Genomic DNA, 15103 nt, shown 5'->3' with positions numbered 1-15103 from the left:
CTTAAGATTTTCAGTAGGGGAAACGTTATGAATTTCGTTTCAAAAATCGCCAAAATTCGTCGTAAACAACGCCAGAGAATTTATAATAGAGCCTATCGACAAGCCCTAAAGCACCTCAAGCGGGAATTCAAAGCCGAAGCAGACCGCCATGCTCAGGCGGAGAAAGAGCTGGAAAAATATTACCGTAAAGACGTAGATACGGAGGCCAAGAAGACTCGTAAAAAAATCCAAGAGTTGGAAAATTACAAACTTCTTTTGGAGAGAAAGGAAATGGAGATAGAATCGAAATTGGCATTTCTCAACGATCAACTTCACAAAATCGAAGAATTAAAAGCCAGGATGGACGGAGCGGTAAATTTAATGGCAAGAGCCGGATCACTTTCAAACGGAGCGATCGATGACGCCGAAAAAATCAAACAGGCTTTAAAGAAAGTTCTGTAGATTTTTCCGTTCCTGTCGTAAAACATGAGTATGAGTTCTACGCGCAAAATGGACCCCGAAGAGATTCGGAAGAATCTTCCCGATTCATGGGAAGTTCTTCCTATTGACGGAGTGTATAGAATCCGCAAAAATTTTCAGTTTTCTACCTACTCGGAAGGGATTCGTTTCGTAAACGAAATCGCTCGAGAAGCGGAAAGATTGGATCATCATCCGGATCTGAGAGTCAGCTACGGAAATGTCGGTCTGGAAGTTTTCACTCATTCTCTTAAAGGCCTTTCGAATTTGGACCTAGAGTTGGCTTTGTTTTCTGAGAAAGCTTACAAACACGACATTTCTTAAACGGTGTTCGTAAATCACTTCGAGATACTGGCAACCTCTTGGCTGAATTTCGGTTTTCTTCTTTCTAATACGGCCTTTAAGCCTTCGTCGAAATTTCCGGAAACGAACGGTTTGAATTCTTGGATCAATAAATCCGTCGGAGCGTCGAACTCCTGAATCAGATCTTTTCTGATGCCTCGCTTAAGAGACTCAAGGCTTGCCTGAGGAAGATTCAATACATCTAACATATAGTCTTCCGATTTTTTATGTAATTCTTCGACAGGGAAAACGAGATCGACGAGTCCGATCGCTTTTGCTTCTTCCGGTTTATAGGCCGTTCCCAACATTGCGACGTCCCGTAATTTAGCTTTGCCGACCACCGATCCTATGATATTTAGTAGAGTAGGCGGTATCGTCAGGCCGACCAATACTTCCGAGAAGCAGTATCGAGATTTTCCGTTTCCCATAAACCGAAAGTCGGTTAGAATTCCGAGTACCGCGCCGCCAGCCATCGCGTGTCCGTTAATGACGGTTACCTGCGGCTTAGGGAACGTATAAATGATTCGCATCATATCGAACAATTTTGCGAACACTTTGACTCTATCTTCCGCGGAGCGTTCCAGCATATAACGAGGATCTAAACCGTTCGAAAAAAATTTTTCGTTTTGAGAACCGATTAAAACCGCACGAACGCTTTTTTTTGCGCCAAGAATTTTATGCGCCTCGATCAACTCGTCCATCAGTTCCTCCGTCATTTCGTTGGAAGGAGATCGATCCAGCCATATCCACGCCAAGGGTCCTTTTTCTTCGATTCTGATATTTTTCATGATACTTCGTTTTTCCTCTAAACTGATAACGATCCCATTTCGTAGAGATTCGTACGATTGAAATCTTTGACAATATTATGAACCCGCAGTCGACTTATTCTTTCAAGTTGAATCTGATCCATTCCGACGACTACCGAATGATGTTTGCCAGGAAATTCCGAAAGTTTGTCCTTCGAACAAATCATATTTAATTATAGATATTTAATATATCTTCGGATAGTTCGCTTTAAGAGCTGGGGAAAATGACCCGAAATATTTCGTGCATCCGGAATGCCTAAGTATAAAAGAAAGGCCCTGAAAGAGGGCCTTTTCTCGATAGGAGTTATAAGAATAAAATTCGCTTAATCCGGAATTACTATATTGTCGTAATTATCGGAAAATCTATACCCGATTCCCCAAATCGTTTCGATCCATTCCGGTTGGGCGGAATTCTTTTCGAGTTTCGATCGGATCCGTTTGATATGAGAATCGATCATTCTTTCGAATCCGTCCCATTCCATTCCCCATACCGCTTCCAGGATCATTTCTCGAGAGAATACTTTTCCGGGAGAGGTCGCCATTAGCTGAAGGATATCGAATTCTTTACGGGAAATATTGATGACTTGGTCTTTCAGTGTTACTCTACGTCGGACCGGATCGATTTTCAAGCTGCCTCGGATAATTTCACCGCCGCTTCCGATATTCGGTTTAATACCCGCTTTTTTGTCCCATCGGCGGAAGAATACATCCACCCTGGTTTTAAGTTCTCTAACGGAAAAGGGCTTCGTAATATAATCGTCCGCTCCGAGTTCCAATCCCATTATGCGATCGATTTCTTCATTGCGCGCGGTTACGATAAAAATAGGGGTATTTTCGTCGGTTCTTCTTACTGTACGGCACACGTCCATGCCGTCGATGTCGGGAAGAGAGAGGTCTAAAATTAGAAGATCCGGATGGTTTGCTTTATAGTATTTCAACCCTTCTTCACCGGATGTTTGTATGGTGGTTTTATAGTGGGCCGAATCTAAAGACTTTCGTATGAGATTTCCGATATCCGGATCGTCTTCGATGACCAAAATGTTCTTCATAAATGCCTCAGATGAATTTGATGGAAAAAATAACCTGATTACAACATATTATTCCCATGAAAAATGCTTCAAAGAAAAAATTAAGACTTGGGAAAATCGGGTAAAAATGCGCTCATTTTAAAAAAAATCGATGTTTAAAGAACTAAATTCGAGCGATTTTAGGATTAGGTTGTGTCATTTTTTTTCGTAATTCAACTTAGAATCGCAAAATAAAGGCAGGTATTAATTTCTAAATGAAATCTCCCTTAATGATTCCTCGCTCTTGGGCCTTGATTGCCATATCTGAACCTGGCCTGGACGTACATGGAATAACTCGAGAGACTGGAATTCGACCTGATCTACCTGTTCCCGAAACGGTAACGGCTATCTCGGGGGAGCCGGTCAGTTCTCCATTATGGCAAATCCATTCCAAGAAAGACGCTAATCTTCCCTTAGAAGATCATGTTTGGGAACTTATAGAACGCATCGCTCCTCATCGCAAAGAATTTCAAAGCGTTTGCGAAAAGCATACGGTAACGTTATATTGTTCCGTCGAGTATAATGACGGCAGTTTAGAGGAAGCTTCCTTAACTCCTAAATTACTTTTACTGTTGGGAAATCTTGGACTTAAAATCAGTTTCCAAGCTTGGAAGCTACCGGAAAAGAAGCGTAGGTCAGAGGATAAGAATCACATCCGTTAAACGAAATCTTTCCAAGTATTTTCTAACCGACATAGCGGGATGCGAAAAAATAAGAACTCGATTTTTCTCCCGTAGATCTAGAGCGAATTTGATCAGCTTTTCTAAAACCGTGATCGATAGGAATTGTACGTTTTCCAATTCCAGTTTAACGTGCCGATTCGATTCGTAAAAAGCCATCGCCAATGCCGATTGTAATTCTTTGAAGGAGTCGCCTTCGATTTGATCGGTTAAGGGTTCTATTTCGACGACTTTGTTTTTTTTTCGGATTTCGAAATAAGTGTATCTACGAATTTGTTCCAAGGGACGAACTTCCTCGAAACAAGGTAGGATCTCCTTATTGGATATTGCAAGTCGGATATTAAGGGGAGTTATCGGATGAATCTCACTTCCAAAGAAATTATAAAAGCTAGGGGAAGATTTCTGCGGTCCGTCCGGGACTTTTTTCATTCGGACGGATTTTTAGAAATAGATACCCCCGCCTTAAAGAAGGTTCCGGGAATGGAGCCCCATTTGGATCCCTTCGAAGTCCGTTCTCCTTCGGGAAAAGAAATCGGGTACTTAGTTACCTCGCCGGAATATTCCTTAAAGCAAGCCTTATCGTTAGGTTTGGACCGCGTATACGAAATCTCGCATACGTTCCGCTCGGGAGAAAAAGGAAGCCCGCTTCATACCGCGGAATTTCTTATGTTAGAATTCTATCAGGTGGGGGCGGATTTGAACGACCTAATGGATACGACCGAACGTCTAATTCGGACCTTAGAGAACAGAATCGGGAAATCTATTTCGGATATGAAGTTCCCTAGGTATCGTGTTCGGGATTTATTGCTTCAATACGCGGGTTGCGATTGGGATCGCGCATCTCTAGAAAGTAAACTAAATCAGGCGTCCCTGACGAATCTCTCAATACAGGAATTGGAATATGAGGATTGTTTTTATCTAGTTTTTTTGAATTTCGTTGAGCGGCGACTCTTACCCGAGTTTCAATTTTTGTACGATTATCCTCCCGAAATGGCCGCATTGGCTCGAATAGAAAACGGGGTTGCAAAGCGTTTTGAAACGTACTACGGAAATATCGAACTCGGAAACGCTTTTTACGAGTTATCCGATCCCGCCGAACAACGACTTCGCTTTTTTAAGGAGCAGGAACTGCGGAAGAAATTAGGGAAGGAAGTCTTTCCTATCGACGAGGATTTCCTACTTTCGCTTGAAAGAGGTCTCCCCGCCTGTTCGGGGAATGCGATCGGGTTGGATCGCTTGCTTTCTGTATTTCTAGGCGCGAATTCCCTATCTCAAATCAGTCCGTATTGGGGCCGCCTCGACTAGAAAGATTCTAGACTTCCGGAGTAAATTGGTTCAAGATTCACCTTACTACGGTTCGATATTCAAAGGAGAACCGTAAAACTTTGGTTGCACGGAAACTCTCACGTAGTACCCTACTACGCGAGAGTTGATTTTCCGTATACGAGACAAGGCGAAAGAATCTTTTTTCACCTGAGTCGATCGGGAACCTGAAGGGACGGACGGAAACATGGCTAAAAAACAGAATTATTACGTCACTATCAACGGGAAAAAATACGATCGTGGTTTGATCGAAATTGCGGATGCTTCCGTTTCCGGTAAGCGTGACGGTCGTATTTCCGTAAACGACGCGAAAAAGCTTCTGAATGCCGTGAAAGATAATAATACGTACACGGATATAGAAAAGAAAACCATAGAGCATATCCGAGAGAATTATAAGTTTACGGATAAGGCGGACGAATGGTTTCGGTCCGAAATTAGAAAATGGGCCGCCGAAAAATCCGCCAAGACCAAATCCGCAGAACCGGAAGAATTGCCTCCTGCCGCCGAAGAAATCTCGGATCTTTCAATCGCTCCCTCTGAAGAGGACGACTCTTATTTAGGTTATACGAATTACATTCCCACGCCGTCTGCCGGAAAACCTCGCACAAGAAGCGGCATTCCGATCCTACTTCTTTCCATATTAATTTTAAGCGGAATCGGTATCGGGATTTATTATGCTTTCGGTTCCTCGAAAGAAGTATCCAAATCGTCCGCCTATAAACATTCTGCAGCTAAAAAGAAGGAAGAGAATATCGTAGAAAAGCGGGAACCGAAAAAGGATTCGACGCCGGACAAAGCGGAAAAAGGCGTATTCAGTTTATTTTCCGGTTCGGGTGCAAAGTCGGCCAAACTGGAAGGCACGAACGCGGAGCTAGCTAAGCAAATCGAATCGAGCGCCATTCATTTTGATAAGAATAGTATCTCCGTTTTACCCTCTTCTCGCAAAACTCTGGACCATCTTTCCAAACTTCTAAAAAGAAAACCCGAATTGAAGGCGTCCCTTACCGGTCATACTTCGAACGAAGGAAAGGAAGAGGCGAATCTAAAAGTTTCTAAACTTCGTGCGGAAATGGTCCGCGACTACCTAATCGGAAACGGTATAGCCAACGAGCGTGTTTTAATCCAGGCCAAAGGTGCGACGGAACCGATCGCCGAAAATTCCTCGGAAGCCGGAAAGGAAAAAAATCGTCGTGTAGAAATCCGGATCGTCGAATAGGCGAATCACTACATAAGAGAAGTTTAACCTATAGTATTAGTTCCCTTCCTCGAGCGTAGCAGGCCGATCAAGACTCGACGATATGGCTGCGGGCTAAGCGAGTGCAACGTCGGCGCGGACAGCTAGGTGATCATAAAGCGCTTGGATAGGAAGAATTATGTATTTTTATTGCGTTGAGTAAGATCGTCATTACCAAGATGTAAACCGGGGATTCTAATATCTTCATCAAGTAAATTTTTTGAGCTTTTGCTTCGGATCTTAAAGAAACCGTTCCCTTTGCCTTGAATTATATCTAAATTCTTTTCAGTCTCTTCTTCAGTCCGATTTAATTCTTTCGAACCGAATGTGAAATTATCATCTAATTAAAGCATTCCGCTTTAGCCGAAATTTAGCTAATTTCTCGCCCTTTCTTATCTGAAAAATCCTATACAAGTACACTATACCCGAGAGACGATGAAACCATCCCGGAGATGACAAATGGCATTTGATATAGATATGATCCGCGCTCGGTACGAGAAGATCGGGACCCTGGTAAAGAAGGCTAGGGAAGTGGTCGGGAAACCGCTTACCCTGACTGAAAAAATTCTGTATTCCCACCTATGGACTGGAGAACCGAAACACCCTTTCGATAGGGGAAAGTCGTACGTTGATTTTGCTCCGGATAGAGTTGCAATGCAGGACGCAACGGCTCAGATGGCGTTGCTTCAATTTATGTCCGCGGGTCGGGATAAAGTTGCAGTTCCTTCCACCGTACATTGCGACCACTTGATTACTGCGCAGGTGGGATCGGTCGCGGATCTGAGCAAAGCCTCTACCGACAACAAGGAAGTCTACGATTTTCTCTCCTCGGTTTCCAACAAATACGGAATCGGTTTCTGGAAGCCTGGGGCGGGAATCATTCACCAAGTAGTTTTGGAAAATTACGCTTTCCCAGGTGGAATGATGATCGGTACAGATTCTCATACCGTGAATGCCGGCGGATTAGGGATGATCGCGATAGGAGTCGGCGGCGCTGACGCTTGCGACGTAATGGCTGGCTTGGCTTGGGAATTAAAATGGCCGAAATTAATCGGAGTAAAGTTAACCGGAAAACTTAACGGTTGGACCTCCCCGAAAGATATCATATTAAAAGTCGCAGGAATTCTCACCGTTAAGGGCGGAACAGGCGCCATCGTGGAATATTTCGGCGAGGGTGCTGCGGCATTATCCTGCACAGGAAAGGGAACCATTTGTAATATGGGTGCCGAGATCGGCGCGACTACTTCCACATTTGGATACGACGAATCCATGGAAAGATACCTGAGATCTACGGGTCGTGCGGCAGTAGCGGATCTCGCTAACGGAATTAAGGAGCATTTGAATGCGGATCCGGAAGTTTATGCGAATCCGGATAAATTCTTCGATCAAGTGATTGAAATCGATCTCAACCAACTAGAGCCCCATCTAAACGGACCGTTTACTCCCGATTTGGCGACGCCTATTTCTAAAATGAAAGAAGCAGCAAAGAAGAACGGTTGGCCGACGAAAGTGGAAGTAGGTCTCATCGGATCTTGCACAAATTCTTCGTATGAGGACATTTCCCGTGCGGCTTCTCTGGCTCATCAAGCCTCTGAAAAATTTCTGACCCCAAAATCGGAATTTACGATAACTCCCGGATCGGAGTTAGTTCGGTTTACGATCGAGCGGGACGGATTCATCAAGACTTTTGAAAAGATCGGAGCGAAAGTATTTGCGAACGCTTGCGGACCTTGCATCGGAATGTGGGCTCGCGTAGGCTCGGAAAAGAAAGAGAAGAATACGATCGTTCACTCCTTCAATAGGAATTTTCAATCCCGAAACGACGGGAATCCGAATACGTATGCGTTCGTCGGGTCTCCGGAATTAGTAACGGCTCTCGCGATTGCCGGAGACTTAACATTCGATCCTAGCACTGATACGCTTGTCAACGATAAGGGCGAGAAAGTAAAACTGGATCCTCCGGACGGAGACGAATTACCGAAGCGCGGGTTCGACGTGAAGGACGCAGGATTTCAGGCCCCAGCGGCGGACGGTTCTAAAATTCAAGTCGTTGTGGATCCGAAATCCAATCGACTTCAACTATTGGCCCCATTCTTGAAATGGGAAGGCACGGATCTGAAAGGGCTGCGCCTCCTGATTAAAGCCAAAGGAAAATGCACTACGGATCATATTTCGATGGCCGGGCCTTGGTTGAAGTTCCGCGGGCATTTGGACAATATTTCCAATAACCTGCTGATCGGTGCTACTAATTCGTTTAACGATAAGATAAACTCCGTTAAAAATCAGTTGGACGGTTCTTACGACGAGGTCCCGAAAGTTCAACGTCAGTATAAGGCGAAAGGAATCGGATCGATTGTAGTGGGCGATGAAAATTACGGGGAAGGTTCCTCCCGCGAACACGCGGCGATGGAGCCTAGACACCTCGGAGTGCGTGCCGTTTTAGTGAAGTCTTTTGCGAGGATTCATGAAACCAACTTGAAAAAACAAGGAATGCTTGCGATTACGTTTGCGGACAAGACCGATTACGATAAGATCAAGGAAGACGATACGATCGATATTCTCGGTTTAACCTCGTTTAAGGAAGGAACTCCTTTGACTCTAGTCTTACACCATACGGACGGAAGTAAAGACGAGATCAAAGTAAACCATACGTATAACGAACAACAAATCGAATGGTTTAAGGCGGGAAGCGCTTTGAATCTTATCGGCGGTAAGAAGTAAAAATATCGGCAGGAATGCCTTTATAATAACTATGGCGGAAGGTTTTGTTCTGACGGAACCTTCCGCCGACCAACTGCCTGTATCTCTATTTTCAAAATTCGCTAGATTCAATTCGCTAATTTTTCCTAACGATCTTGTATTTTAAGAATACGGATGATCTTTTTAGGAAACGAATCAATTTCGTCAACTTCCTCAATGCCTCGTTCCACTGAGACTACTTCGATTAAACGTAGCGTCGTCTTCATATTTTCCATCTCTCCGATATCTCTATTCAGGTTTTGAGAGTTTCTGAATTCCGGCCCGCTTTAGTTTCTTTTATAGTGAGAAGATTCAATTTATTCTATTTTAAACTTTAGAGTAAACGCCTAAAGGTTGGAGACTTGCGAGAACTTAGTGATTGAACCGTGTCTGGCATTTCGGCATAGATTTAGGCATTCTTCCGTTTAAAATTTTCTTTCCTGGGCTTGACATTTTAAAGTTACATGTTAATAATTATAGAACTTGTAACTTTTGGAGATAGATATGAAGTTAAAGAAATTGGGAAAAAACGGTCCGGAAGTTTCTTCGGTCGGCCTTGGTTGCATGGGGATGTCGGATTTTTACGGTTCGAAACAGACCCGAGACGACCAGGAAAGCATCCATACGATTCACGCCGCATTGGATGCAGGAATTAATTATTTGGATACTGGAGATTTCTACGGAATAGGGCATAACGAATCTCTGGTAGGAAAAGCGATTCGAGATCGTCGAGATCAGGCTTTTTTGAGCGTTAAGTTCGGAGCTCAACGCTCTCCTTCGGGCGCTTTTTTGGGCTTTGACGCTAGACCTAATTCGGTAAAAACATTTGCGGCATACTCACTTCAAAGACTTGGAGTGGATGTCATCGATTTGTACCAACCCGCTAGAGTCGATCCGTCAGTTCCGATTGAAGAAACGGTAGGTGCGGTCGCCGATTTGATCAAGGAAGGGAAAGTGAGATATCTCGGGATTTCCGAAACCAATTCGGAGCAGATTCGTAGGGCAAATAGTGTTTACCCTGTGAGTGCATTGCAAATCGAATATTCTCTCGCGACCAGATTGATCGAATCTAAAATTCTGCCTACGATTCGTGAACTCGGGATTAGCTTGGTTCCATACGGAATCGTGGGAAGAGGATTGCTGACCGGTAGTATCACAGGCGAGATCAAGACGGATTATAGAGCTCATCTTCCTCGATTCCAAGGCGAAAATCTTTCTAAGAATTTGGAAAAGGTTGCGGTACTACAATCGATAGCTTCGGCAAAAGGACATACTCCGTCTCAGATCGCAATTGCCTGGGTTCTGTCTCGCGGGGAGGATATCATGCCTTTAATAGGCACGAGTAAGCGATCTCGCTTGTCGGAAAATTTAAAAGCACTTGATATCATCCTGACTTCGGAGGAGCTTGAGAAATTAGATCGTACTTTTTCGGAAGGAGCTATCGTAGGAGATCGCTATCCTGCTCCGCAAATGGAGATGGTCGCCAAATAAAATATGCCAAGAACCGGCCTTTCCCCTGAAGAATTAAAGCAAGTCGCATTGGATTCGGCCGAAAAAATGATCCGCAAGTTTGGGTTCGATAAGACCCATCTTGTGGATATTGCCAAGGAAATCGGAGTAAGCCATCCGATTCTCTATCGTTTATTTCCGGATAAAGCCGCGCTTATTGATGCGGTATCTGAGCGCTGGTTGAACAGGATCGACGACGAGTTGGCAAAAATCGTCTCAAAGAAAGGCAGTTCTAAATCCAGACTTCATGCATGGTTCTTAACTCTACATCGTTTAAAGAGAGAAAAAGTTTCTATGGATCCGGAATTGTATCGAGCTTTCAATTCTTCCGCAGAGTTACGCCGCCCCATAGTGGTTCGACATTTGGAAACTACGATGAACCAACTTGTCTCTATTTTGGAATCGGGGGTTCGAACCGGCGAATTCTCTAAAAAAGATCCGAAGTTACTCGCAAATTTGTTGTTTCATGGGATGATCACTTTTCACCATCCTAAAATGGTTCTCGATCATCTGGATTTCGATCGAGAGCTTCTTTTGAAGCAGGTTTTAGATCTTTTGCTAGCGGGAATTCTTCGAGCTTAAAGACTTTGTAAATTCGTCTCCTTATTGAAAAAAGGATGTTCTCGCCAGAATAGTGAATACCGAAGTTTCCAATTCGGATATTCGTTCGTAGTCCCCGGAAGATTCGTCTGTTTATATTCCCCCAAAATATCATGCATAGCAAACATTCGGATTTTTGAATTTGCAGAAGAGAGAAGTTTAAATAGGGCGTCCTCAATTTCAGGACTTTGAATCCCGTTTCCGTTATGCGTAACCAAAATTCCCTCCTTATGCATCAACGCGACGATCATTTCTTTATCCGATTCTCGCTCGGCAAGCAATGTTTCGTATTCGGCCCAGCTTAACATACCTATTCTGAAACGTTCCTTTATGTCCTCCGAATTCCAGTAACCCTTTAAGGTAGGAAGATCATGAGTATTTAAGGACGCAACGGTTCGTAACTGATAATGCGAAGGAGAGCTATATTGGTGGCTATCATGTTTTTCGAAGTACAAAATTTTAGTCAGATAAATTCCGAATTCGGAAAGGATCTTTCGGATTTCTAGAGGGACCAAGCCTAGGTCCTCCGCAACGACCGCGCATCTGCTTCGTTGGCTTTCCAAAGCGAGAATTCTGAGTAAGTCCTCCCACGGATAGAGCACATATCCCCCGGCTTCCCCTGTATTAGGAATCCAGAATAAACGAAATAATCCTACAGCATGGTCGATTCTTAGGATACCGTCTTTGGGCATATTCGCTCTTAGTAATTCGATAAAGTGTTCGTAATGCTCCTCTTTTAATCGATCGGGAATCAACGGTAGAATTCCCCAGTTTTGACCGTTCGGTGAAAATTCGTCCGGCGGGGAACCGATTGCTGCCCCGGAGGAAAAAATTCGCCCGGCAATTTGAACTTCGGATCCACCGGGATCGGGTCCGACAGCAAGGTCCGTATATAAGGATATTTGCATGTTAAACAGGGAGTCGGCTACTTGGGAGAATTGTTTTTCCGCGATCCATTGAATAAACTGGTAAAATCTTACTTCGTTCGTTAAATTTTTCGATTTTTCATCGATCTCAGTTTCGAGTCGATCCGATTGCATATGCCTTTCCTTTAAAGGCGAAGTTTTTAAGGTTTCAATGATGATTCGACTCGCGTCAAAAAGGCAGTGTCTGAAAAGTAAAGTTCCCCCGATTTCGGTAAATGTTTGAAATAGGGAAAAGGTTTCCGGATTCTCCGAAGGAACCGATTCCATAAATCTCTGATAAATTACTCTCAAGAATTTCATCTTAAAATCGGAGATTTTCGCGTAATCTATATGTTCGTCGGAAATCGATTCTAGGAACGTTGCTTTGCTTCTTTCGATCAAATATTCGGATTCTAGTTCATGAAACCCGAAATCTCGAAAAACCCAAGGCAAGTGAATATATAATGGATTTTTAAATAAACGATTCGACGGAGAGTAAGGGCTTCTTTGTTCCGGGTCTAGGGGAAATAGGGCATGTAGAGGATTCACTCCAAGGATGGAAAATCCGTTTTTTGCACAATCTGACCCGATTTCCTGAAGATCTTTAAAATCTCCGATGCCGTCGTTCCAAGGAGATCGGACCGAATATAATTGAAGAGAAATTCCTTTGCGTTTCCAATGATCGGACCAATCGTAGCAGGTCTCCGGATAAACGATAAGAACCGATTCTAGAACATCGGAAGTCGAGTAAGATTCAGGTAGGCCTTCTAATTGCAATTTGTGATATCCAGGAGGGAGAGGTTCTAATAACGAAATCGTTATGAGACGAAGACTATCGGCGTCGTTCTCTTCCGATGTTAGCTCTTGTATTCGAACATCGAATATAGGTCCTTCCTCGAGTATGATGCGAAAGCGAAGTTTTTCTACGCTTTGGTCCTTGGCCCAACGAATCCTGATTATTCCGGGTTGAGAATGCACGGGAATAAAATAGGCCGGTTCTAGAATTTTCGAGGAACTGCTCGTCGAATTCTTTTTTAAAATAGATTCAGGATCCGAAACTTCTTTAGGATCATATCCTAAGGCGACGAGTATTCCTAAGAAAGTTTTTGTCTCTAAACGATGCACTTGACCGATTAAATCGTTATATTCCGGAAGGATACCGAAGGCTTCGTAAACGGACGTTTCATTCATGCGAGGGCCTATTGCCTTTCTTACTCTGGCTCGTTTGGGGGGTCGCAGAATAAAATCCCGCCATGCTTTCTTCCCTTAGGCTGTATTTTTGTCCAATGTTAAACGACAATGCTTCCCGATCGAACTCCGCCTCCCATGTGTCGAATACTCGTGTCCAGATTCCGTCTTTTAAGTAATTCGGTAACAGAAAATCGATCGGTTCTTCCGAAGCGTTTAAGAGAAAAAGAAGCGAAGGATTTCGGTTCGAATCATCTTTGTTTAGCGGCTCACTGCTATCAAATTGAGCAGGCAATAGGAATCCGAAACTCTTTCTCGTTTCGGATTCCCATTCCGATTTCACTAACTCCTCGCCGGTCTCCGAGATCCAAAGAATATCTTTTAAAAACCGATCCGATCGTATTTTCCCGTCGAAGAATCGATCTCGCCGCAGAAAAGGGTGCCTCTTTCTGAAGCGAATTAAATTAATTGTATATTCCAAAAGAATTTTATATCTCGGATCTAGATCCCAGTTTATATGACTCGTTTCGTTATCTTGACAATAAGCGTTGTTGTTTCCTTTCTGAGTCTTACCCATTTCGTCTCCGGCACTAATCATCGGAACACCCTGAGAAATAAATAATGTCGTTAAAAGATTTCTTTTTCGTCTGTCTCTCCTTGAAAGAATTTGACCGGAAATTGTCGGACCTTCCGCTCCGAAATTAGAGCTGTAGCTATAATTCCAGCCGTCCTTATTCTGCTCCAGATTTTCCTCATTGTGCTTTTTTTCATAGGAGACTAGATCTTCCAAAGTAAAGCCGTCATGGCATGCCACATAATTGATGCTAGAGTAAGGACTTCTCCCTTCCTGCTGGAACAAATCGCTGGAACCTGCGATTCGAGTCGCGACTTCGCCTAACATTCTGCGATCTCCTCTCCAAAACTTCCGGGAGCAATCCCGAAACTGCGCGTTCCATTCGCTCCAAGGTTTGGGAAAACTTCCGATCTGGTAACCGTCTTTGCCTAAGTCCCAGGGTTCTGCGATAAGTTTAACGCCGGAAAATATCGGATCGGAATTAATGGCTTTGAGGAACGGGTTCTCCAGATTAGTGGGAAATTTTTCGTTTCTTACTAAAGACCGGGCTAGATCGAACCTGAACCCGTCGATATGCATTTCGGTTACCCAAAATTTCATACTGTCTAGGACCATTGCGGTCACATACGGATTTTCCATATTAAGGCTATTTCCCGTCCCGGTGCTGTCGTCGTATTTCGTTAAATCCAACTTGTCTAATTTATAATAGGAGAAATTATCGATTCCCCTAAATGACAGGTTCGGTCCGAAATAAGAATTCTCGCAAGTATGATTATAGACCGAATCCAGGATTACTTCGATTCCTGCTTTATGTAAGCATTTGACCATATTTTTGAATTCGTTTATACATTCGATACCCGAAGAGAAGCGGGAAAATCTTCTGTCCGGAGAAAAGTAGGTTAAGCTATTATAACCCCAGTAATCGGTCAGCTTATTATTATAAAGTCGTAATGAATCGAAGCATTGATGTACCGGCAACAACTCGACGGCCGTAACGCCTAACTTGACTAAATGTCTTACGATCGATTCGGAAGCGAGACCTGTAAATGTCCCTCTTAACTCGGGAGAAATGTCCGGATGCAGAGCGGTCAATCCCTTAACATGGGCCTCATAAATGATCGTATCTTTCCATGAAATATTCGGGTGCATATCCTGTTCCCAATCGAACTCAGAATGAATTACTTCCGAGAGTGCCGCGACAGGGGCGCTATCTCTCAAATCCATTCGCAGGAGCTCCTCTCGGGAGACCTCTCTAAACTGTAAATCGCTTCTATAATATGAGAATAGGGAGGAGTGCCAGGTAGGAAGTCTAGCAATCCATTTCGAATAGGGGTCAGATAGAATCTTATTCTCATTGAACCGATGTCCCTTTTCAGGTAGGTAAGGTCCGTGCACTCGATAGCCGTAGAGCTGCCCGGGTTTGATTTTAGGTAAATAGCAATGCCAAATAGATCCGGTTTTAGAGGTTAATCGTATTCTTTGAGACTCGCTTTGTGCATCGATGGAATCAAATAAACATAAATCAATCGACTCGCAAAATTCGGAATAGACCGCAAAGTTTACGCCTCCATCCGTGAAGGTTGCTCCTAACGGCTCCGGTTTTCCTGGAAATACTTTCAAGCTCACCATTCATCATCACTCTGTGAGAGTTTAAAAGTCAATATTGTTACAAAGATCTCT

13 protein-coding genes are annotated in these 15103 nt (G+C 43.6%); 8 read left to right on the top strand and 5 right to left on the bottom strand.

Translation table 11 applies throughout. The features are described from left to right. Positions 1-27: 27 nt before the first annotated feature. Both LEP1GSC050_RS04520 and LEP1GSC050_RS04515 read left to right on the top strand, forming a co-directional pair. Positions 28-441 (top strand): TraB/GumN family protein, encoded by a 414-nt coding sequence (locus LEP1GSC050_RS04520; RefSeq protein ID WP_010568394.1) that lies wholly within the window; start codon positions 28-30, stop codon positions 439-441. A gap of 30 nt (positions 442-471) precedes the next feature. Continuing rightward, positions 472-780 carry a 4a-hydroxytetrahydrobiopterin dehydratase gene (locus LEP1GSC050_RS04515; RefSeq protein WP_010568395.1) on the top strand — a complete coding sequence of 103 codons (309 nt, stop codon included), beginning with the start codon at positions 472-474 and terminating at the stop codon, positions 778-780. 14 nt (positions 781-794) lie between these two features. Here LEP1GSC050_RS04515 and LEP1GSC050_RS04510 read toward each other — a convergent pair whose 3' ends face one another. Continuing rightward, positions 795-1586, bottom strand: coding sequence for an enoyl-CoA hydratase/isomerase family protein (locus LEP1GSC050_RS04510; RefSeq protein ID WP_010568396.1), 792 nt, complete (start codon positions 1584-1586; stop codon positions 795-797). Between the two features lie 341 nt (positions 1587-1927). Further along, a complete protein-coding gene (locus tag LEP1GSC050_RS04505; RefSeq protein WP_010568397.1) occupies positions 1928-2653 on the bottom strand; it encodes a response regulator transcription factor in 726 nt (241 codons plus the stop codon). Between the two features lie 233 nt (positions 2654-2886). Here LEP1GSC050_RS04505 and LEP1GSC050_RS04500 point away from each other — a divergent pair, with 233 nt between their 5' ends. Further along, complete coding sequence (locus tag LEP1GSC050_RS04500) at positions 2887-3333, top strand: DUF4279 domain-containing protein (RefSeq protein ID WP_010568398.1); 447 nt, start codon at positions 2887-2889, stop codon at positions 3331-3333. Here the strand turns inward: LEP1GSC050_RS04500 and LEP1GSC050_RS04495 are convergent. Next, entirely contained in the window at positions 3307-3633 is a 327-nt protein-coding gene (locus LEP1GSC050_RS04495) for an STAS domain-containing protein (RefSeq protein WP_020987085.1), read from the bottom strand. The genes LEP1GSC050_RS04500 and LEP1GSC050_RS04495 overlap by 27 nt on opposite strands. Before the next feature lie 75 nt (positions 3634-3708). Here LEP1GSC050_RS04495 and epmA point away from each other — a divergent pair, with 75 nt between their 5' ends. The 5 genes from epmA (at position 3709) to LEP1GSC050_RS04470 (ending at position 10738) form a co-directional block, all read left to right on the top strand. Then, entirely contained in the window at positions 3709-4656 is a 948-nt protein-coding gene (epmA, locus tag LEP1GSC050_RS04490) for an EF-P lysine aminoacylase EpmA (protein ID WP_010568400.1), read from the top strand. A gap of 205 nt (positions 4657-4861) precedes the next feature. Continuing rightward, positions 4862-5890 (top strand): OmpA family protein, encoded by a 1029-nt coding sequence (locus LEP1GSC050_RS04485; protein WP_010568401.1) that lies wholly within the window; start codon positions 4862-4864, stop codon positions 5888-5890. Positions 5891-6367: 477 nt separating this feature from the next. Continuing rightward, positions 6368-8629: an aconitate hydratase gene (locus LEP1GSC050_RS04480; protein WP_010568402.1), complete on the top strand. Its 2262-nt coding sequence runs from the start codon at positions 6368-6370 to the stop codon at positions 8627-8629. A 522-nt stretch (positions 8630-9151) separates the two neighbouring features. Beyond that, complete coding sequence (locus LEP1GSC050_RS04475; protein WP_010568403.1) at positions 9152-10138, top strand: aldo/keto reductase; 987 nt, start codon at positions 9152-9154, stop codon at positions 10136-10138. 3 nt (positions 10139-10141) lie between these two features. Beyond that, entirely contained in the window at positions 10142-10738 is a 597-nt protein-coding gene (locus tag LEP1GSC050_RS04470) for a TetR/AcrR family transcriptional regulator (RefSeq protein WP_010568404.1), read from the top strand. Here LEP1GSC050_RS04470 and malQ read toward each other — a convergent pair. Beyond that, complete coding sequence (gene malQ / locus LEP1GSC050_RS04465; protein WP_010568405.1) at positions 10735-12852, bottom strand: 4-alpha-glucanotransferase; 2118 nt, start codon at positions 12850-12852, stop codon at positions 10735-10737. The two genes, LEP1GSC050_RS04470 and malQ, sit on opposite strands and share 4 nt — an antisense overlap. Further along, positions 12845-15052 (bottom strand): glycogen debranching protein GlgX, encoded by a 2208-nt coding sequence (glgX, locus tag LEP1GSC050_RS04460; RefSeq protein ID WP_010568406.1) that lies wholly within the window; start codon positions 15050-15052, stop codon positions 12845-12847. Before glgX ends, malQ begins: the two co-directional genes overlap by 8 nt. Positions 15053-15103 lie beyond the last annotated feature (51 nt).

Origin of the sequence: Leptospira broomii serovar Hurstbridge str. 5399 (genome assembly GCF_000243715.2) — a bacterium.
GTDB classification, from domain to species: Bacteria; Spirochaetota; Leptospiria; order Leptospirales; family Leptospiraceae; genus Leptospira_B; species Leptospira_B broomii.
The sequence above is the reverse complement of the archived record's forward strand: the minus strand, read 5'-3'. Positions and strand labels throughout refer to the sequence as shown.

Coding starts and splice junctions, on each gene's coding strand:
- glgX (WP_010568406.1), bottom strand. CDS start 15,052: ATGGTGAGCTTGAAAGTATTTCCAGGAAAACCGGAGCCGTTAGGAGCA.
- LEP1GSC050_RS04475 (WP_010568403.1), top strand. CDS start 9,152: ATGAAGTTAAAGAAATTGGGAAAAAACGGTCCGGAAGTTTCTTCGGTC.
- epmA (WP_010568400.1), top strand. CDS start 3,709: ATGAATCTCACTTCCAAAGAAATTATAAAAGCTAGGGGAAGATTTCTG.
- LEP1GSC050_RS04480 (WP_010568402.1), top strand. CDS start 6,368: ATGGCATTTGATATAGATATGATCCGCGCTCGGTACGAGAAGATCGGG.
- LEP1GSC050_RS04485 (WP_010568401.1), top strand. CDS start 4,862: ATGGCTAAAAAACAGAATTATTACGTCACTATCAACGGGAAAAAATAC.
- LEP1GSC050_RS04515 (WP_010568395.1), top strand. CDS start 472: ATGAGTTCTACGCGCAAAATGGACCCCGAAGAGATTCGGAAGAATCTT.
- LEP1GSC050_RS04500 (WP_010568398.1), top strand. CDS start 2,887: ATGAAATCTCCCTTAATGATTCCTCGCTCTTGGGCCTTGATTGCCATA.
- LEP1GSC050_RS04520 (WP_010568394.1), top strand. CDS start 28: ATGAATTTCGTTTCAAAAATCGCCAAAATTCGTCGTAAACAACGCCAG.
- LEP1GSC050_RS04510 (WP_010568396.1), bottom strand. CDS start 1,586: ATGAAAAATATCAGAATCGAAGAAAAAGGACCCTTGGCGTGGATATGG.
- LEP1GSC050_RS04470 (WP_010568404.1), top strand. CDS start 10,142: ATGCCAAGAACCGGCCTTTCCCCTGAAGAATTAAAGCAAGTCGCATTG.
- malQ (WP_010568405.1), bottom strand. CDS start 12,852: ATGAATGAAACGTCCGTTTACGAAGCCTTCGGTATCCTTCCGGAATAT.
- LEP1GSC050_RS04505 (WP_010568397.1), bottom strand. CDS start 2,653: ATGAAGAACATTTTGGTCATCGAAGACGATCCGGATATCGGAAATCTC.